This window comes from Blautia faecis, assembly GCF_020554845.1.
Classification (GTDB): domain Bacteria; phylum Bacillota; class Clostridia; order Lachnospirales; family Lachnospiraceae; genus Blautia_A; species Blautia_A faecis.
Map to the genome: position 1 here is coordinate 1 of NZ_JAJCIA010000024.1, position 18,900 is coordinate 18,900.

Consider the following 18,900-nt stretch of genomic DNA (forward strand, 5'->3'; position numbering starts at 1 on the left):
CTGTGAACTTTGTTCACAAAAAACGCCTCGCGGAACGTTACCAGTGAACAGTAACCTTTACTTCACTTTAACCACATACTCTCCATTCTCCACATCCAGTACCAGTGTATCGCCGGTATGGACTTCACCTGAAAGGATCTTCCTGGCAGTCAGTGTCTCTACATATTTCTGAAGATAACGCTTCAGAGGTCTTGCACCGTAGACAGGATCGTAACCATTGTCAATGACATCCTTCTTGGCTGCATTTGTCAGTTCAAGGGAAAGCTCCTGGTCGGCAAGCCGGTCATTCAGCTCTTTTACCATCAGATCAACGATACTACCAATATTATCTTTTGTCAATGGCTTAAACAGAATGATCTCATCCAGACGGTTCAGGAATTCTGGACGGAAATGTCCGCGCAGATCATCCATAACCTCTTTCTGGGCTTCCTCCTTGATCTCACCATTTTCATCAATACCATCCAGCAGATAAGGAGATCCGATATTGGAGGTCATGATCAGGATTGTATTCTTGAAGTCTACAGTACGTCCCTGGGAATCGGTAATACGACCATCATCCAGTACCTGCAGAAGTACATTGAATACATCCGGATGTGCCTTCTCAATCTCATCGAAGAGTACAACGCTGTACGGTTTCCGACGAACAGCCTCTGTAAGCTGTCCGCCTTCCTCGTATCCAACATATCCCGGAGGCGCTCCGATCAGTCTGGATACAGAGTATTTCTCCATGTACTCACTCATATCGATTCGAACCATATTCTGCTCATCATCGAAAAGAGTCTGTGCAAGGGTTTTGGCAAGCTCTGTTTTACCAACACCGGTTGGTCCAAGGAACAGGAAAGAACCGATTGGTTTGGTCGGATCTTTGATTCCTGCTTTGGAGCGAAGGATGGCATCGGTTACACGGCGTACACCTTCATCCTGACCGATGACACGTTTATGAAGCTCATCCTCCAGATGAAGCAGTTTCGCGCGCTCACCTTCTGTCAGTCTGGCTACCGGAATGCCGGTCCAGCGGGAAATGATCCTTGCGATTTCATCGTCTGTTACTACTTCATGGACAAGGCTTCTGTCACTCTCTTTTGTGTTGCGTTCTTCGATTTCCAGCTGCTGCTGTAATTTCGGCAGCTCGCCATACTGCAGTTCGGAAGCTTTCTCCAGATCATAGTTCTGTCTTGCGATCTGAATCTGTTTGTTCATATCCTCAATCTGTTCACGAAGCTTCTGAAGCTTCTCTACAGAATGTTTCTCGTTCTCCCACTGAGCCTTCTGGGTGTTAAAGGAATCCTGCATTTCCGCAAGTTCCTTCTGAAGTTCTTCCAGACGCTCTTTACTTAAATTATCGGTCTCCTTCTTCAGAGACAACTCTTCCATTTTCATCTGATCGATTTTACGGCGCTGCTCATCCAGCTCTGTCGGCATGGAATCCAGCTCTGTCTTGATCAGGGCACAGGCCTCATCTACCAGGTCAATTGCCTTATCCGGAAGAAAACGGTCTGTAATATAACGATGTGAAAGTGTTGCAGCTGCAACAAGGGCGCTGTCTGTGATTTTAACACCATGGAATACTTCGTAACGTTCTCTCAGACCACGAAGGATAGAAATGGTATCTTCCACAGTTGGCTCATCCACCATAACCGGCTGGAAACGACGTTCCAGGGCAGCGTCTTTCTCAATATACTGACGATACTCATCCAGTGTGGTAGCACCGATGCAGTGAAGCTCACCACGGGCAAGCATTGGTTTCAGCATATTGCTGGCATCCATTGCGCCATCCGTCTTACCTGCACCTACGATCAGATGAAGCTCATCAATAAACAGGATGATCTGACCTTCGCTCTTTTTTACCTCTTCAAGAACCGCTTTCAGACGTTCCTCAAATTCACCACGGTATTTGGCACCTGCTACCAGTGCACCCATATCCAGGGCAAAAATTTTCTTATCCTTCAGTGTTTCTGGAACATCTCCTGCTACAATTCGCTGTGCAAGACCTTCCACAGCGGCTGTTTTACCAACACCAGGTTCACCGATGAGAACCGGGTTGTTCTTGGTCTTACGGGAAAGAATACGGATCACATTCCGGATCTCACTGTCACGTCCGATGACCGGATCCAGCTTCTGGCTTCTTGCCTTTTCCACAAGATCTTCGCCATATTTATTTAAAGTATCATAAGTGGCTTCCGGATTGTCGCTTACTACACGCTGGTTTCCACGTACTGTGGAAAGTGCCTGCAGGAAGCGCTCTTTTGTAATGCCAAATTCGCTCCAGATTTTCTTCATACTAGGGCTTGGATATTTCAGCAGGGCCAGGAAAAGATGCTCTACGGATACGTATTCATCTCCCATTGCCTTAGCTTCGTCTTCTGCATTTACAAGTGCCTTATTCAGATATTGTCCAAACCGGAGTTCGCCGCCAGATACTTTGACTTTTGCATCCAGAGCGTTCTTCACTGTGTTCAGAAAATATTCTTTATTTATTTCCATCTTCTCAATCAGTTTGAGAATCAGGCTGTCTTCCTGTGTTAGGAGGGTATATAACAGATGCTCCTGTTCGATTTCCTGGTTGCCATATTCGTAAGCAACCTTCTCCAGATCCTGAACAGCCTGTACGGATTTCTGCGTAAATTTGCTGATGTTCATAGGCTCTCCTCCTTCAGCTGATATTAATATAAAGCGCAGCTTCCGCGGCTCTTTAAAAAAGTAACTCGCAGGGGCTGCGCATTTATAAACATTTATAATGATTTCCTTATTACGGTTATTAATATAGCACCGATTGTTAGCACTGTCAAGAGGTGAGTGCTAATTATTTTGTGGAGATTGTGTGAACGCTACGAGCCATGCAAAATAGCGGTTTAAATCTTGTATTATTTTGTCTGTATCCACGCTGTCCTCCTACCTTATAATTTTCCAATTTGATTTTCGTTTTGTTCCGCCCTGTACCAAATGTCCATAATCCTTTTTTCCAGGTGACATTGTCATCACATTCACACCGAGTTTATGTAACCATTTCACGGATGTACGCGCCAGATAATCCTCCGGATCATCCCCGATCATTGCAATCATTGCACAGTCTGAACCTGTTTTGCATTTCCAGTATGCACCATAAAATCCATCTGATTTCACATTAAAATGTCTTTTCATCATCTATATCATCTCCTGCTTGTATAATATCAGCCACGTTTCTCCATAACTATTATTTTATTTGAGATGTTCCGAACGATTGGAAACTTTCCTATCACATGATAAATTGGCATAAGCTCTTTCATTCCTTCAATCAGACTGACTTCCTGTCGAACAGAAAATGCCGGTATGATTCTTTGCAGTTCCTTTCCATTCTTAACTCCCCATGTGAATTTTGCATTGCTCCCCTCTATAGATTTTTCTTTCACATGTTTCACAACAAAAGGGGACATGGTTTCAACCATTACGGTTACTTTCTGGAATGATTTCTCAATAATAGAAAACATTTTTCTAATATCCTTTTCACACAAATACATTGTAAGACCTTCGATTATTACCAGAACATTCTCACCATGATAATCGATATCATCTACATAGGATTCATCCATTGCAGACTTTGCAATCTGATATACCGGACCAGTTTCGGTAAGGAACTGACTCCTTATCTTCATCGTTTCTGGCAGATCCACATTGTACCAGTGCAGATATTTTCTCTCCATCCGATAACATCTGGTATCCAGTCCACATGCAATATTTATAACAACTGTATTTGCATGCTTCTCCAGATATTGCTTAACCATCCGGTCTAATACGATTGTTCTCGCAATTACGCCATAATTCATGGCTTTATCCTTATCTGCTTTGGAAAAGTTATAGTCCAGCTTCTCCACAAGTTCTACTGCAATCTCATCCTTGATTTTGGCATTTTGCTTTTTTGTTTCTTTTGCTCTTGCATACAAAGTCTGTACCATCGTTTCCGGCACACCTGTCACATTCACTTTTTCTTTCATTGCCTGTCGCCTTCTCCCTTAGGCTTTCTCACAACACAATGCATCCTCATACCTTTACGGATTTCAAATTTTTCTACTTTTAACCCTGCTTTTCTGCAGCACTTCATGACCATATCTCTTGTTGGTACCTGGACATCTCCGTGTCCGCATATATTTGCCAGAGGCATTTCCAGTGTATTCATCAGCCATACCAATACTTTATTGTCACTGGTCACATCTCTCAGAATCAATCTTCCATTTGGGCGAAGACATCTTTTCACACTGTCAAAAAATGCCTGTGGATTTGGATAGTGATGGAAGCTCATAGAACAAATAATTGCATCAAATGAATCGTTTTCAAAAGGAAAATTCTCACAGTCTCCCACAACAAATATTGCATTTGGAATATCTTTCTTTTTTGCCTGTTCAATCATCGCAGGAGTCAGATCCAGTCCTGTATAATGCCGGTCTGGATATTTTTCTGATAATAAAGAAATCATCGGAGCAGGTCCGCAGCCTGCATCCAATAAATCTCTAAATGGCTCCTTCTCTAATTCTTCCAGAATATCCGGATAATCCTTCTTGCACATTTCGTAAATACCAGCATGGTTACTTTCATATCTTCCTGCTGCTTTTGTAAACTCGTTGATTGATAATTTTTTGTATTCTTCGTTTTTCATGCTTTTTTCTCCAATCACACCTGCACCATAAATCAATATTCTCATAGAAATCTGTACTCTTTTACATTTCCCAATAAATTGTTATCATGCATATTAGTTGTATCTAACTCATGTTTTCTAAAAAACCGTGTGAAAACAAAATTGGAATCCCACACGGTTTCTTTTCTGCATTCAGTATATCACTTTTATCTGGTTTATCAACCAGTTTTTGTTATTATGTCTCAGTTTCAGAAGAATCCATATTTTTCCATCCATAGCGAAAAATGGAAATCGCCATAGAAACCTCACTGACTATTTCGTCTAATATTCCTGCCCTGGAACCAACAGCAATTTGTAGTAAACAGTATAAACCTCCTGTTATTTAATGCATTCCATAATGATCTTCTCACATCTGTCATATCCAAGCTGTGAACTGTTCAGACACAACGTATAATTACTGGCCTTTCCCCATTTATGCTCCGTGTAAAAGTTATAATTTGTCATACGTCTTTTATCTGTATCGGCCATCATTTTCACAGCTTTCTTCTCATCTACATTATATAAGCGAATGATCCTCTGTGTTTTCTCAGGCATATTTCCATGAATAAATACATTTAGCACATCATCACGGTCTTTCAGGATATAGTCTGCATTTCTTCCAATGATCACGCAAGGGGCCTTCTCGGCTAGTTCTAAAATAACTTTTCTCTGCGCCTCATGTACCATATCCTCCACAGATCTTCCTGTGATGTCACGTCCAGCAAGTGCATATGCAAACATCCCTTTTTTCGGAGATAATTCTGCATTTTCCTGAATGTATTCTGGCGATAATCCGGACTTTTCTGCAATTTCATTAATAACATTTTTATCATAATAGGCAATTCCCAGCTTCTTCGCGACTTCTTCTCCGATAAAACGTACACCACTTCCAAATTCTCTGCTGATTGTAATGATTCTTTTTACCATTTTCAGTTCATCCTTAACGCAAAGTATCAACTTTGTTTTTTCTAATCCTCTTTAAAAATACATAGCCTACCAGGCATGCAATTACTTCTGTAATCGGAAATGCCCACCAGATCAGTGAAACGCCCACCTGACCATTTCTTACAAACAGGGAAAAGATTCCCGCCAACGGCAGGATGATAATAAGCTGTCTCAAAAGTGAAATAACCAATGATTCCACACCACCGTCCAGTGCCTGGTAAATGCCCTGATAAGCAACATTGATTCCGGCAAACAGGAAACTTACCGAGATCACTCTCATCGCGCCGATAAAATATTCTCTTGACTGTCCTGCATTAAACAGCGTTGCAAATGCTCCAGGGAAAATCTCCGTAATTGCAATTCCAATAATCATTAATGCAATAGTGTAGATCAGACCATATTTGATTCCATCCTGGATTCTCTTTTTGCTTCTCATTCCATAAGCAAATGCAATGATCGGAGTGATTGCATCTCGCAGACCAAATGCAAGGAAGAGAACAAACTGCTGAACTTTATAGAACAATCCATAAGCTGTCTGTGCTGACGGATTGAACTTCAGGATCAGATTCATCACATAAACCATAATAGACATCAGCGCCTGAGCGATAATCGCCGGAAGTCCGATCGCATAGATTTCCTTGATAATTCTGCCATCCGGCTTCATGTATTTTGCCCCATGCTCAAATTCCTTATCTAATTTGATATGAAAGATAAGCAGTAATACTGCGGATGCTACCTGTCCAATTACAGTTGCGTAGGCTGCACCTTTCACTCCCATTTCCGGGCAAGGTCCAATCCCATAGATCATGATCGGATCAAGGATGATATTTATAACTGCTCCAACCACCTGACCGATTGTAGAATAAAGAGAGCGTCCTGTGGCCTGTAACAGCTTTTCAAACAAAGAAAAGAAGATGATTCCAAAAGAAATCACACAACATATCCGCAGATAACTGACTCCCATCTCAAGTACTTCTGCATCTACTGTCTGAGATGAAATATATGCTCTCACTCCAAAGATGCCAAATAATAAACAAACCACATAAATGATCACACCCAGGAACAGACTGTTTCCTGCTACCTTTGCAGCTTTTTTACGGTTTCCCTGTCCCAGTGTCCTTGCAAGAAGTGCATTGGTTCCTACACCTGTTCCAATTCCTACTGCCACCATAAGCATCTGAACCGGGAATACCAAAGTCAGTGCATTTAGTGCTGATTCACTGCCCACTCTCATATTTCCTACAAATGCGCTGTCTACAATGTTATAGACTGCCTGCAATGCCATGGATAAGATCATCGGAATTCCCATCTGGACCATCAGCTTATTCACCGGCATCTCCTTCATCTTGTTGCTTTTCGCCATTTTGTTTTAACTCCTCTCTTTTTCTGCACAAAAAAAGCGCGCACCCTGTCATATAAGCTGGACTTACGCTGACAGGCTACACACTTTTTCATGGCGATATTCAATTTTGGTAAAATAAAAAACGAGTAGCTTGTAAACTGGATTTACGCTTACCTGCTACTCGTTTGATTTAATTATATTGCCTGTTTTTCAAAAAGTCAAACAGATTTTTTATGATCACCTGCGATGTCCAAGTCTGCCTTTAAAATCCTCGTAACCGAAATCAGTCAGACGTTCCATGGTTTTATCACCATGCCGCAGCCAGATATCAGGCAGGGGCATTCCGTTAAAGGTATTGTTTTTGCAGGTTGTATATATGGCCATATCACCAAACATGAGAAGATTTCCGTATGTCAAAGGCTTTTGGAAGCTGTAATCTCCTATAACATCCCCGGACAGACAGGTTGGTCCTCCAAGACGGACTGTAACAGCATTCTCTCCTGACTCCCCTGCTCCAAGAAGGGGCGGACGGTAAGGCATTTCCAGAACGTCTGGCATATGACATGCAGCACTTCCGTCCAAAATTGCAAGCCGGGTATCACCATTTTGCAGCACATCCAGCACAGTTGTCAGAAAGAAACCGGCATTTAAAGCCCATGCCTCTCCAGGCTCCAGGTAAATATCCACCTTCCATTCTTCCTTTGCCGCCTCAATGCACTTTTCAAGCCGTGCAATATCATAACCTGGTCTTGTAATATGATGTCCTCCTCCCAGGTTCAGCCATTTTACCTTAGAAATCAGATCTCCGAATTTCACCTTTACCGCTGCAAGAGTAGTTTCCAGATCAGAGGAATCCTGCTCGCAAAGGGTGTGAAAGTGAATACCATCCAATAATCCGGTCAGATCCGGATGCATTTTCACAGCAGCCTCCCACTGTGCTCTTGTAGTACCCATACGACTGCCTGGGGCACAGGGATCATAAATTGCATGTCCTTCCTGGGTAGAGCATTCCGGATTGATCCTGAGCCCTACACTTTTCCCGGCCTGCTTCGCTCTTTTTCCAAATCGAAGAAGCTGGGAGGGTGAGTTAAACACTATATGATCTGCAAAGCAAAGCAGCTCCTCAAATTCATCCTCACGGTATCCGGCACAAAAAACATGTACCTCTTTTCCTGGCATCTCCTGGGCGCCAAGCCTTGCTTCGTACAGTCCACTTGCTTCTGTTCCAGCCAGATATGGCTCCAAAAGGTGATAGCAGTCATAATTGCTGAAAGCCTTCTGCGCCAGGAGCATTTTACATCCAGTTCTTTCGGCGATCTTTCCCATTAATTCTGCATTTTTTATAAGCGCTGTTTCGTCAAGAACATAACAAGGCGTCTTGATTTTCCGGAATTCCAGCGGAATAATTCCGCCGGATGCTGCAAAGGGTGGTCTTGTATCTGTTTTTTCCATTAATCAACCAGCTCCGGATTATGATTTTCACTGCGTGGAAGTCCGTATTTGTCAAGTGCCTCCAGGAATGGATCCGGGTCAAATTCTTCTACTGTATACACTCCTGGACGAATCCATTTTCCGGTAAGCATCATTAATGCCCCACACATGGCTGGAACGCCTGTCGTGTAGCTGATTGCCTGGCTTCCAACCTCCTTATAGCATTCCTGATGGTCACAAACATTATAGATATAGTAGGTTTTCTCCTGTCCATCCTTTACTCCGGTGAAAATACAGCCAATATTGGTTTTACCTTTGGTACGGGGACCAAGGCTTGCCGGATCCGGAAGAAGAGCCTTCAAAAACTGGATGGGAACAATTTCCTGTCCGTTATAGTTGATCGGAGTAGTAGAAAGCATTCCCACATCCTCCAGACAGCGCATGTGATCCAGATAGCTCTGTCCAAAAGTCATAAAGAAACGAATTCTCTTTACTCCCGGAATTGTCTGGGCAAGGGACTCGATTTCCTCGTGATGAAGAAGATACATATCCTTATCGCCAACCTGGTCAAAATCATATTCCCGCTTAATGGCCATCGGAGGAATTTCCACCCAATGTCCATTCTCCCAGTAGCTTCCAGGAGCGCTTACCTCACGAAGGTTGATCTCCGGGTTAAAGTTGGTTGCAAATGCATATCCATGGTCTCCTCCGTTGCAGTCCAGAATATCAATGGTATCAATCTGGTCAAACTCATGCTTTAATGCATATGCACAGTATGCCTGTGTAACGCCCGGGTCAAAGCCGCAGCCAAGAAGTGCAGTAAGTCCTGCCTCTTCAAATTTCTTCCGGTATGCCCACTGCCAGGAATAATCAAAATATGCGGAAAATCCAGCTTCCTTACAGCGTTTTTCGTAAATAGCACGCCATTCCGGATCATCGGTATCTTCCGGCTCATAATTTGCCGTATCCATATAGTTTACGCCACATGCCAGACAGGCATCCATAATTGTCAGATCCTGGTATGGAAGTGCAATGTTCATTACCAGATCCGGTTTGTAACTGTTGATCAGCTGGATCAGCTGGTTTACATCATCTGCATCTACCTTTGCTGTGGTAACAACTGTTTTTGTTTTTCCCTCCAGCTTCCGGGCAAGGGCATCACATTTTTCTTTTGTCCTGCTTGCAATACACAGTTCTGTAAATACCTCATCTGCCTGACAGCATTTCTGGATTGCTACACTGGCTACTCCGCCGCAGCCGATTACAAGTACTCTGCTCATATTTTTTATCTCCTTTTTTATAATTCACTATCGCGCTGTTTTTATTTCGCCACTGCCAGCAGCAGTTCCCTGACCACCTTGCATGCTGTGGCTGTGGAAACACCGCTTGGATCCAGCATAGGTGCCAGCTCATTGACATCCGCTCCCACAATATTTAATCCTGATACCTTCCGGATAGCCGCAAGAAGCTCAAGGAAGCTTACACCTCCCGCCTCCGGTGTACCGGTTCCCGGAAATACGGATGGATCCAGGCAATCCAGATCAATGGTAAAATATACTGGAACCTGCTCTCTGTCCAATTCCTGTATGGTCTCTTCCAAGCCTTCAAAGGTAAAGGGATGAAAATCTGTATGTTCCTTTGCAAACCGGAATTCTTCTCTTTCCCCACTTCGGATGCAAAACTGATGGATCCGTCCATCTCCCAGAATATCATGGCATCTGCGAATGACACACGCATGGCTTAAACGAGCACCAAGATAATCATCCCTTAAATCTGCGTGGGCATCAAAATGAATAATATGAAGCCCTGGATATTTTCTGACTGCGGCTTTTACAGCCGCCAGTGTCACCAGATGCTCGCCGCCTAAAAGCAAGGGTATCTTTCCTGCTTCCAGAATTTCCCAGGCACGATTCTGTATATCCGCAAGTGCCATTTCACTGCTGCCGAAGCAAAGCTCCAGATCTCCACTGTCAAATACCTGAATATCTGTAAGGTCGCGGTCCTGATAAGGGCTGTAGGTTTCCAGTCCAAAGCTTTCATGACGAATAGCAGAAGGACCGAACCTGGCTCCAGGTCGAAAGCTTGTGGTAGAATCAAAGGGCGCTCCGTAAAGAACAATTCCTGCTTCCTCAAAGTTGCTGTCACAGCCGATAAAATTCTCAATATTTGGTAAAATCATAAATCAGTCCTCCACCTCCTGAAGCATTTCCTCCAGAAAAGCCGGAAGATAAAAGGCGCCTCTGTGAAGCCTTGTGGTATAGTAACGGGTGCGAAGATTCAGGGCGTTCCATGCCTCCGGATCCAGATCATCCACCGGATGGTACTTTTTGCTTGCAAAACCAAACAGCCAGTAGCCGGCAGCAAAGGTAGGAATATGTGCCTGATAAACACGACTGATCTGGAACGTACTGGCAATTCTTTTGTGACTGCGCTGCATGGCATGGGCGTCCTCAGAATAAAAAGGACTTCCCTGCTGATTGACCATGATTCCATCCTCTTTCAGCGCATTATAACAGTTTCCATAAAATTCTCGGGTAAACAAGCCTTCCGAAGGACCAAAAGGATCGGAAGAATCCACGATGATAAGGTCATATTTATTTTCACAGCGTCGGATAAATTTCAATGCATTTTCGTAATGAAGATGCACTCTCCTGTCATCAAGCCTGCAGGCATTTCCCGGAAGATAGGCACGGCAGGCTTCCACTACCATGGGATCCATCTCTACCAGATCAATATGACGGACACGGTCATATCTTGTCAGTTCACGTACAACTCCGCCGTCTCCTGCTCCGATTACAAGAATATCCCTGGCTTCTTTGTGAACAGCCATAGGTACATGGGTAATCATTTCGTCATAAATAAATTCGTCACGTTCCGTGAGCATTACATTGCCATCCAGTGTAAGAACCCTGCCAAATTCCGGTGTCTCAAAAATATCAATTCGCTGATAGTCGCTCTGCCTTGAGTAGAGCTGACGGTTTACCCGGATACTATGCTTCACATCCGGTGTATGAAATTCCGAAAACCACATTTCCATTTTCTTTACCTCCCTGCCAGAGTTTGTTTTAAAATTATTCCTGCAAGATGTGTGTCACAATTTGCAGACAGCCTTTTTCAAACAGTTACTGTTCACTCCGTTCACAGTAACTTCAAACATGCTCCAGCACATTTAACCGTAATATATCCGGATCTTCCGGACCTGTCATGTTGCATCCTTTTGCCTTGGCATATTCAATGTAATCCAGGATTTCCGGGGTGATCCGCTCTCCTGGAGCCAGAATTGGAATTCCCGGGGGATAACACATTACAAATTCACTGCATACCTTTCCTTCCGTTTCCCGGAGAGGAAGGCTACATTTTTCTGCATAAAACGCTTCCTGAGGGCTTGTTACTACCTGGGGATCAATATATTCCTGATCCAGCAATCCTGATTTATCCTTCTGGAAACGCCTGCGGATTTCCGCAAGGGCACTTACCAGCCGCTCTACTTCCTGGGCACGGTCTCCAATTGACAGATAAGCCAGAATATTTCCGATATCACCAAATTCGATCTGAATATCATATTCATCTCTCAGAATGTCGTAAACCTCAATTCCTGCAAGTCCGATATCCAGGGTATGTACACTTAATTTCGTAATGTCAAAATCAAAAACCGAATCTCCATTCACCAGTTCTTTTCCAAATGCGTAATAGCCGCCAATGGCGTTAATCTCTTCCCTTGCATATTCTGCCATATCTGCTACCTGGTGGAAAATCTGACGTCCGCGCTGTGCAAGATTTCGCCGGGAAATGTCAAGACTTGACATCAGAAGATAGCTTCCGGAGGTAGTCTGGGTCAGGTTGATAATCTGACGGACATAGCCGGCATGGACGTCAGGTCCAGTCAGAAGAAGGCTGGACTGGGTCAGGCTTCCACCGCTTTTATGCATAGATACAGATGCCATATCTGCACCAGCTGCCATTGCCGAAACCGGCAGACCTCCTCCAAAATAAAAATGAGTCCCATGGGCTTCATCTGCCAGACACAGCATTCCTGCTTCATGAGCCATCCGCACAATTGCACGAAGATCACTGCAAATTCCATAATAGGTGGGATTGTTTACCAGCACAGCCACTGCATTGGGATGCTCCTTAATTGCCTTTGCCACCTGTTCACGGCGCATTCCAAGAGAGATTCCAAGTCTCTGATCTACTTCCGGATTCACATAAACCGGAATTGCTCCGCACAGAACCAGCGCATTCAGCACACTTCTGTGAACATTGCGGGGAAGAATGATCTCGTCTCCCCTCTTACAGGCTGTTAACACCATGGTCTGTACGGAGCTTGTAGTTCCGCCAACCATGAGAAAGGCGTGAGCTGCTCCAAAAGCATCTGCTGCCAGTTCTTCTGCCTCCCGGATCACAGATACAGGATGACAGAGATTATCAAGCGGCTTCATGCTGTTTACATCCACGCCTACACATTTCTGCCCCAAAAACTCAGTAAGCTCCGGATTTCCTCTTCCTCTTTTATGTCCTGGCACATCGAAGGGTACCACCCTCATGCGCCGGAAATTTTCCAGAGCCTCGTGAATTGGTGCACGATTCTGGTCCAGTTTAAAACGAGTTCTGTTCATTGCGTCTCCATTTCCAGTTCCTTTGTCTGTATAAAGAATCCTGTTTGCAGGATTCTCCGCCTGCAAATGGGCGTCTCCAGCGCCATCTGCTCTTCCGCTGCAGTGGAATTCTACCCGGCAGAGCTTTTTATATAATAGGAAATTCCAACGTAATTTTCTATTACATAAAAAAAGCAGGCTGCCTTAAAACCGCAAACCTGCTTGGATCATTCTTCCCGATTCTATCTCCATTGACTTATAATAAATATAGAAATCCTCGTATTTACATAAAATAGAAATCCGGATGATATATGTCAGAGTCTATATAGCAATCATACTTTTACTACTCTTATTGACCGTTTCACAAGTCTGCGCATCAGGCGCATAGTGGTTATCAAAGGAACCAACTTATAAAATTTGAGCTTCTAACTCAATCAATAAGGCAACCAAAGTTACCATCAGCGGCAGTGGACCCGGCTGTCCGTATGGCCTTAACCCCAAATGGAGTGATCCAAAATAATTGCTTTGAAAAGACTCTTTCTTTGTCTTTCAAAATCTTCATAAGCATAGCACATATGAAAATGCATGTCAACTGTTTCATTTTATAATACCAGCAGATTGCAGAAATGATTTTCCAAACACGCTCCTGTACTGCAATGAAGTAAAGGCAAATATTTTTCTTGTCAAAACAAAATATTTTTCTAACATTTTCATTGAAATTTATGATCGTATATGATATTCTGTGTGTTAGTGTGTTTCTACACAGTACGAATGACCGTCATGCTCGTACATTTTATAAAAAATGTATAGGCAGGTTTTTCGTAACTCAGGAGAGTCTCTTCAAAAAAATTTATGGAAGAGCGCCGAAGGTGTACGCAGCATTTGTAATGCTGTTAATCTCTCAGGCAAAAGGATGGAGGAAAGAGAACATGTTTACACAAATCAACAACTTTATCACCTGGTTTGACGGAGTAGTCTGGGGACTTCCGTTAATCATTCTGATCCTGGTCACAGGATTCCTTTTAACCGTTCGGTTAGGCTTTTTACAGGTAAGACATCTTGGAAAAGCACTGAAATTCATGGTAAAAAATGAAGAAGGCGGCGAAGGTGAAGTCACAAGCTTTGGTGCGCTCTGCACAGCTTTGTCCGCAACCATCGGAACTGGTAATATTGTAGGTGTTGCCACAGCTATCGCAGCAGGCGGACCTGGAGCCTTGTTCTGGATGATCGTTGCTGCATTCTTCGGAATGGCAACCAAATACGCAGAAGGCCTTCTGGCCATCAAATACCGTACCATCGACAAGGACGGACACGTTCTTGGCGGACCATTTTATTATATTGAGAATGGTATGGGAAAACAGTGGAGATGGCTTGCAAAGATTTTTGCATTCTTCGGAGCCGGGGTCGGACTTTTCGGAATTGGTACCTTTACTCAGGTAAACGGTATTGCTTCTGCAGTAAAGAACTTCTTTGACCCGGATACTGTACACACCGTTTCCCTTTTTGGAAATACATACTCCTGGGCAACTGTAATTGCCTGCCTGATTCTTACCTTATGTGTAGGACTTGTAGTTCTTGGCGGTATTCAGCGTATTGCAAAGGTTTCCCAGATCATCGTTCCATTTATGGCGGTTCTTTATGTTGCACTTGCACTGATCATTGTGATCACAAATATTACTGCAGTTCCTGGTGCCATCGCTACAATTGTAAAAACAGCCTTCAACGGAAGTGCCCTTGCAGGCGGTGCCATGGGAACCATGGTTGTGGCAATGCAGAAAGGTATTGCCCGCGGTATTTTCTCAAACGAATCTGGTCTTGGTAGCGCTCCTATTGCTGCTGCTGCCGCTCAGACAAAGGAACCGGTTCGTCAGGGACTTGTTTCCATGACCGGTACTTTTATTGATACCATTGTAATTTGTACCATGACAGGTCTTTCCATTGTCATTACTGAGACCTGGAATACAGGACTTGAGGGTGTTGCGATTACTACTGCTGCTTTCCAGAAGGGACTTCCATTCCCTGCACAGTTTGCTTCCTTTGCTCTTATGCTGTGCCTGGTATTCTTCGCATTCACAACCATCCTTGGATGGGATTATTACGGTGAGCGCTGCCTGGAATACCTTTTCAACCGCAACATGACTGCAGTAAAGACTTACCGTTGGTTATATATCATCTGCGTCTTCTTCGGACCGTACATGACTGTTGCTGCTGTCTGGAACATTGCAGATATCTTCAATGCCCTGATGGCCTTCCCGAACCTGATCGCGCTGCTTGCTTTAAGCGGTGTAGTCGTAAAGGAAACAAAGGATTTCTTTAAAAAACATAAAAATTACGAATAAAATAAAAGTAAAGAAAGAATTCCTCTCCTGAAAAACATAGAGCCTTGTCTGATACGATGCTTTTAGCCAGTCAGACAAGGTTCTTTTATATGTAACTTTCCTGCTAAAAAGAGGCAAAACATGTTTGCCCCTGTCTTTGTTCCAGAGCGTATTTGAAAAAGGCTTTCTGCAAGATGTGCGTCACAATTTGTGGGAATGATTTTTCAAACACGCTCTAATCTTATTATAAGGAATCCGGATTAAACAGATCGCTGATGCTGTCTCCGTTTCTGTGGATTCCGTCTACAGAAAACTCTGCCCACTCTCCGATGTTGGTGGCGTGGTCGCCGATTCGCTCATAGTATTTGGAGATCATCAGAAGATCAAGAACCTCGTCACTGGAAAAGTCCATGGTGTTCTGGTCCAACGCATTTCTTACTTTATCGAAAAGATTATCCAGAATATCATCACTGCTGATCACCTTTTTTGCCAGGTCACTTTTTCCCTCTACATAAGCGGTAACGCTGTCATTTACCATATGCATGGCATAATCTGCCATTTCCTGAAGTGGGATAGCTGTTACCGGCACATGAACGCTGCCTGTGTTCAGAATCTCCGCAATATCAGTAGCCTGGTCGCCGATTCGCTCCATATCTGTTACCATCTTAAGTGCTGCGGAAATTTTACGAAGATCAGTACCAACCGGCTGCTGTTTCAGAAGAAGCTGCATGCACAGAGCCTCAATATTATGCTCTTTGTCGTCAATCTCCTTCTCAATTCTTCCAATCTCCTTTGTGGCAGCCTCACGGACCTCCACGCTTGCCAGAAGCTGACAGGTCTTCATGATAGCCTGACCGTACAGATTTCCCATTTCCAGGATCTCATCTGAAAGCCTGGAGAGCTTTGCGGTATACACATCTCTCATATCAACCAAACCTCCCTGTAATATATTCTTCTGTTTTCTTGTTCTGTGGTCTGGAAAACAGTTCTGTAGTATCGTTGTATTCAATAATCTCACCCAGCAGAAAAAATGCAGTCTTGTCAGAAATACGGGCTGCCTGCTGCATATTGTGAGTTACGATCACGATGGTGTAACGGTCTTTTAATTCCAACGCCAGATCCTCAATGTGAGATGTGGAAATTGGATCAAGTGCAGAGGTAGGCTCATCCATAAGAAGTACCTCCGGCTCTACTGCAAGAGCTCTTGCAATGCAAAGTCTCTGCTGCTGTCCGCCAGACATACCCAGGGCGCTCTTTTTCAACCTGTCTTTTACCTCATCCCAGATAGAAGCATTTCGAAGAGCACGCTCTACGATATCGTCCAGTTTTTCCTTGGAATGAATTCCATGAGTACGAGGTCCATATGCAATGTTATCATAAATGCTCATTGGAAAAGGATTTGGTTTCTGGAAAACCATCCCAACACGTTTTCTAAGAAGGTTTACATCAATATCACCATAAATATCCTCACCGTCCAGACAAATATCGCCTGTGATCTTGCAGCCTTCCACAAGATCGTTCATACGGTTTAAGGATTTCAGCAATGTGGATTTTCCGCAGCCGCTTGGACCAATGAACGCGGTAATCTTCTTTTCCGGAATCTCCAGATTAATATTTTTCAAGGCATGGAAGCTGCTGTAGTACAGATCCATGTTTTTTACATCTATTTTACCCATAATTCTCCTTGCTGCAGAAATTTTTAGTTCTATTGCATTTTCTAAACAACTCTGCTGAGTGTGAATTTTTATCAAGCTGACGTATCGCCTGCTGGCAATATTATCATATATGAAAGTTAGTTGTTTCTCGCCTATTGCGCTGCCACAACTGCATACATTAGCAACACCTGTGGCACTTACTGTCCGTTTGTGGCTTTGCTTAAATGCTTTGCACAGAAACCGGATACCCAGTTCAGCACAAGTACGAAGATCAGCAGAATAACCGCTGTGGCATAAGCCTGCTCCATGTAAAGTCCCTCACTGGAAAGCACATACATATGAACTGCCAGGGTACGTCCGGATCCCATCAGACTGGATGGAACCTTCGCCACAGCACCGGCAGTATAAATCAGGGCTGCAGTCTCACCAACAATACGTCCTGTCGCAAGTACCACACCGGAAAGGATTCCAGGAATTGCACTTGGAAGCACCACTTTAAACACGGTGCGGAGCTTTCCTGCCCCAAGGCCAAAGGAAGCTTCTCTGTACGCATCCGGGACACCCATAAGTGCCTCCTCTGTAGTACGGATGATCAGCGGAAGGATCATAATCACCAATGTCATAGCTCCCGCCAGAAGGGAATATCCCCAATGGAGAGCAGTACTGAAAAACAGAAGACCGAACAGACCGAAGATAATGGATGGAATTCCCTGAAGAGTCTCTGTTGTAATACGGATGATCTTAACCAACTTACTTCCTTTTTTCGCATATTCAACCAGATAAATTGCTGCAAAAATTCCAAATGGCACTGCGATCACCAGAGATAACAGGGTGATGATCAAGGTGTTGATCAGTGCCGGCATTAAAGATGCATTGTCAGAATTATATTCCAGTGCAAACAAGTCTGGTGTCAGATTTCCAACACCTTTTATCAGAATAAAACCAACAAGAAACGCCATAACTGCCACTGTAATAATTGCAGATAACCATACCAGGAGCCTCAGGATGGCAGAACCAGGATGATTTTTCCAATAAGATAATTTATTTTTACTCATCTTCTGCTCTCCTTTTCAGGGCTGATACACACAGGTTGATAATCAGGATGAATACGAAAAGTACAACACCTGTAGCAATCAGCGCTTCCCTGTGAAGATCGGTTGCATAGCCCATTTCAATTACAATATTTGCGGTCATGGTTCGAAGTCCTTTGAAAAGCCCCTGTGGCATCCAGGTCTGGTTTCCAGCTACCATGATCACTGCCATCGTCTCACCAATGGCTCGTCCGATTCCAAGAACCACACCAGCTAATACACCTGATTTTGCAGCCGGAAAAACAGTGCCAAATACACTTTTTTCGTGGGTTGCTCCAAGTGCCAGTGCCCCTTCATAATAACTTGTGGGAACACTTTTTAAGGCTGGTTCTGCAACGCCGGTTACCGTTGGAAGGATCATAATTCCAAGAAGTACAGAAGCTGTCAGCATGGTACTTCCATCATGACCGGTAAGCTGTCGAAGCAGCGGGACAAACACTGTCAAACCGAAAAATCCATAAACAACAGATGGGATTCCTGCAAGGAGGTTTACCATTGCCTTTAATGGTGCATACAGCTTTTTCGGACAATAAAATGCAAGGAAGATTGCAAGCAGAAGGGCTGTTGGAACTCCCACCACAATTGCCCCTGCTGTTACATAAATACTTCCCAGAATGAATGGAAAAATTCCATACAGTCCATTGGATGGCTTCCACTTCATTCCAAACAGAAAATCTGGCAGACCAATCTTCGCCATTGCCGGTATTCCGTTTGCAAACAGGAAAATGCAGATTAATGCAACGGCTAATACGGAGGTACAGGCCGCTGCAAGGAATACAAATTTCATTACAGTTTCATTGATCGATTTCATATAAAGTAAGTTCCTTTTTTATTCGGAAAATTTGGATCCTGCAAAGCTTTTGACCGGCTTTGCA

Annotated in this window: 18 protein-coding genes and 1 riboswitch; of the genes, 2 read left to right on the plus strand and 16 right to left on the minus strand. The window is 43.8% G+C overall.

The window, feature by feature from the left end; genetic code table 11:
- Positions 1-57 precede the first annotated feature (57 nt).
- From clpB to LIZ66_RS12250, 11 genes are all read right to left on the minus strand, one after another.
- Positions 58-2,640 carry an ATP-dependent chaperone ClpB gene (gene clpB, locus LIZ66_RS12200; RefSeq protein WP_227201109.1) on the minus strand — a complete coding sequence of 861 codons (2,583 nt, stop codon included), beginning with the start codon at positions 2,638-2,640 and terminating at the stop codon, positions 58-60.
- Between the two features lie 252 nt (positions 2,641-2,892).
- The gene (locus LIZ66_RS12205) at positions 2,893-3,144 is read right to left on the minus strand and encodes a hypothetical protein (RefSeq protein WP_227201110.1); all 252 of its coding nucleotides are present in this window, start codon (positions 3,142-3,144) and stop codon (positions 2,893-2,895) included.
- A 26-nt stretch (positions 3,145-3,170) separates the two neighbouring features.
- On the minus strand, positions 3,171-3,971 hold the full coding sequence (locus LIZ66_RS12210; RefSeq protein WP_195409358.1) for a class I SAM-dependent methyltransferase: 801 nt from the start codon (positions 3,969-3,971) through the stop codon (positions 3,171-3,173).
- Positions 3,968-4,675: a class I SAM-dependent methyltransferase gene (locus LIZ66_RS12215; RefSeq protein WP_330382763.1), complete on the minus strand. Its 708-nt coding sequence runs from the start codon at positions 4,673-4,675 to the stop codon at positions 3,968-3,970. The genes LIZ66_RS12210 and LIZ66_RS12215 overlap by 4 nt, the downstream gene beginning before the upstream one ends.
- A 312-nt stretch (positions 4,676-4,987) precedes the next feature.
- Positions 4,988-5,575 (minus strand): cytidylate kinase-like family protein, encoded by a 588-nt coding sequence (locus LIZ66_RS12220; protein ID WP_195409359.1) that lies wholly within the window; start codon positions 5,573-5,575, stop codon positions 4,988-4,990.
- Between the two features lie 13 nt (positions 5,576-5,588).
- Positions 5,589-6,956 carry an MATE family efflux transporter gene (locus tag LIZ66_RS12225; RefSeq protein WP_227201111.1) on the minus strand — a complete coding sequence of 456 codons (1,368 nt, stop codon included), beginning with the start codon at positions 6,954-6,956 and terminating at the stop codon, positions 5,589-5,591.
- 216 nt (positions 6,957-7,172) lie between these two features.
- Complete coding sequence (locus LIZ66_RS12230) at positions 7,173-8,387, minus strand: carboxynorspermidine decarboxylase (RefSeq protein ID WP_227201112.1); 1,215 nt, start codon at positions 8,385-8,387, stop codon at positions 7,173-7,175.
- Complete coding sequence (locus LIZ66_RS12235) at positions 8,387-9,646, minus strand: saccharopine dehydrogenase family protein (protein ID WP_195476996.1); 1,260 nt, start codon at positions 9,644-9,646, stop codon at positions 8,387-8,389. The genes LIZ66_RS12230 and LIZ66_RS12235 overlap by 1 nt, the downstream gene beginning before the upstream one ends.
- A gap of 41 nt (positions 9,647-9,687) precedes the next feature.
- Positions 9,688-10,545 (minus strand): agmatinase, encoded by an 858-nt coding sequence (speB, locus tag LIZ66_RS12240; RefSeq protein ID WP_227201113.1) that lies wholly within the window; start codon positions 10,543-10,545, stop codon positions 9,688-9,690.
- 3 nt (positions 10,546-10,548) lie between these two features.
- Positions 10,549-11,403: a polyamine aminopropyltransferase gene (speE, locus tag LIZ66_RS12245; protein WP_148461219.1), complete on the minus strand. Its 855-nt coding sequence runs from the start codon at positions 11,401-11,403 to the stop codon at positions 10,549-10,551.
- Between the two features lie 112 nt (positions 11,404-11,515).
- Positions 11,516-12,982: an aminotransferase class I/II-fold pyridoxal phosphate-dependent enzyme gene (locus tag LIZ66_RS12250; protein WP_148461333.1), complete on the minus strand. Its 1,467-nt coding sequence runs from the start codon at positions 12,980-12,982 to the stop codon at positions 11,516-11,518.
- A 796-nt stretch (positions 12,983-13,778) separates the two neighbouring features.
- Positions 13,779-13,888: riboswitch (glycine riboswitch) on the plus strand.
- 2 nt (positions 13,889-13,890) lie between these two features.
- Here LIZ66_RS12250 and LIZ66_RS12255 point away from each other — a divergent pair.
- The gene (locus tag LIZ66_RS12255; RefSeq protein WP_148461218.1) at positions 13,891-15,300 is read left to right on the plus strand and encodes an alanine/glycine:cation symporter family protein; all 1,410 of its coding nucleotides are present in this window, start codon (positions 13,891-13,893) and stop codon (positions 15,298-15,300) included.
- A 62-nt stretch (positions 15,301-15,362) separates the two neighbouring features.
- Here LIZ66_RS12255 and LIZ66_RS20045 read toward each other — a convergent pair whose 3' ends face one another.
- Positions 15,363-15,500 carry a DUF6783 domain-containing protein gene (locus LIZ66_RS20045; RefSeq protein ID WP_408611540.1) on the minus strand — a complete coding sequence of 46 codons (138 nt, stop codon included), beginning with the start codon at positions 15,498-15,500 and terminating at the stop codon, positions 15,363-15,365.
- Between LIZ66_RS20045 and LIZ66_RS20050 the strand changes: the two genes are divergently transcribed.
- Positions 15,496-15,543: a hypothetical protein gene (locus tag LIZ66_RS20050; RefSeq protein WP_408611541.1), complete on the plus strand. Its 48-nt coding sequence runs from the start codon at positions 15,496-15,498 to the stop codon at positions 15,541-15,543. The two genes, LIZ66_RS20045 and LIZ66_RS20050, sit on opposite strands and share 5 nt — an antisense overlap.
- Here LIZ66_RS20050 and phoU read toward each other — a convergent pair.
- The 4 genes from phoU to pstC form a co-directional block, all read right to left on the minus strand.
- Positions 15,524-16,204 carry a phosphate signaling complex protein PhoU gene (phoU, locus tag LIZ66_RS12260; protein WP_227201114.1) on the minus strand — a complete coding sequence of 227 codons (681 nt, stop codon included), beginning with the start codon at positions 16,202-16,204 and terminating at the stop codon, positions 15,524-15,526. The two genes, LIZ66_RS20050 and phoU, sit on opposite strands and share 20 nt — an antisense overlap.
- A 1-nt stretch (position 16,205) precedes the next feature.
- Positions 16,206-16,955: a phosphate ABC transporter ATP-binding protein PstB gene (pstB, locus tag LIZ66_RS12265; protein ID WP_148461216.1), complete on the minus strand. Its 750-nt coding sequence runs from the start codon at positions 16,953-16,955 to the stop codon at positions 16,206-16,208.
- A gap of 176 nt (positions 16,956-17,131) precedes the next feature.
- Complete coding sequence (gene pstA, locus LIZ66_RS12270) at positions 17,132-17,989, minus strand: phosphate ABC transporter permease PstA (protein WP_226837952.1); 858 nt, start codon at positions 17,987-17,989, stop codon at positions 17,132-17,134.
- Positions 17,982-18,836: a phosphate ABC transporter permease subunit PstC gene (pstC, locus tag LIZ66_RS12275; protein ID WP_148461214.1), complete on the minus strand. Its 855-nt coding sequence runs from the start codon at positions 18,834-18,836 to the stop codon at positions 17,982-17,984. The genes pstA and pstC overlap by 8 nt, the downstream gene beginning before the upstream one ends.
- Positions 18,837-18,900 lie beyond the last annotated feature (64 nt).

Bases quoted from the DNA above. Each gene is read 5' to 3' on its own strand.
- clpB (WP_227201109.1), bottom strand. From the start codon at position 2,640: ATGAACATCAGCAAATTTACGCAGAAATCCGTACAGGCTGTTCAGGAT.
- LIZ66_RS12205 (WP_227201110.1), bottom strand. From the start codon at position 3,144: ATGATGAAAAGACATTTTAATGTGAAATCAGATGGATTTTATGGTGCA.
- LIZ66_RS12210 (WP_195409358.1), bottom strand. From the start codon at position 3,971: ATGAAAGAAAAAGTGAATGTGACAGGTGTGCCGGAAACGATGGTACAG.
- LIZ66_RS12215 (WP_330382763.1), bottom strand. From the start codon at position 4,675: ATGAGAATATTGATTTATGGTGCAGGTGTGATTGGAGAAAAAAGCATG.
- LIZ66_RS12220 (WP_195409359.1), bottom strand. From the start codon at position 5,575: ATGGTAAAAAGAATCATTACAATCAGCAGAGAATTTGGAAGTGGTGTA.
- LIZ66_RS12225 (WP_227201111.1), bottom strand. From the start codon at position 6,956: ATGGCGAAAAGCAACAAGATGAAGGAGATGCCGGTGAATAAGCTGATG.
- LIZ66_RS12230 (WP_227201112.1), bottom strand. From the start codon at position 8,387: ATGGAAAAAACAGATACAAGACCACCCTTTGCAGCATCCGGCGGAATT.
- LIZ66_RS12235 (WP_195476996.1), bottom strand. From the start codon at position 9,646: ATGAGCAGAGTACTTGTAATCGGCTGCGGCGGAGTAGCCAGTGTAGCA.
- speB (WP_227201113.1), bottom strand. From the start codon at position 10,545: ATGATTTTACCAAATATTGAGAATTTTATCGGCTGTGACAGCAACTTT.
- speE (WP_148461219.1), bottom strand. From the start codon at position 11,403: ATGGAAATGTGGTTTTCGGAATTTCATACACCGGATGTGAAGCATAGT.
- LIZ66_RS12250 (WP_148461333.1), bottom strand. From the start codon at position 12,982: ATGAACAGAACTCGTTTTAAACTGGACCAGAATCGTGCACCAATTCAC.
- LIZ66_RS12255 (WP_148461218.1), top strand. From the start codon at position 13,891: ATGTTTACACAAATCAACAACTTTATCACCTGGTTTGACGGAGTAGTC.
- phoU (WP_227201114.1), bottom strand. From the start codon at position 16,204: ATGAGAGATGTGTATACCGCAAAGCTCTCCAGGCTTTCAGATGAGATC.
- pstB (WP_148461216.1), bottom strand. From the start codon at position 16,955: ATGGGTAAAATAGATGTAAAAAACATGGATCTGTACTACAGCAGCTTC.
- pstA (WP_226837952.1), bottom strand. From the start codon at position 17,989: ATGAGTAAAAATAAATTATCTTATTGGAAAAATCATCCTGGTTCTGCC.
- pstC (WP_148461214.1), bottom strand. From the start codon at position 18,836: ATGAAATCGATCAATGAAACTGTAATGAAATTTGTATTCCTTGCAGCG.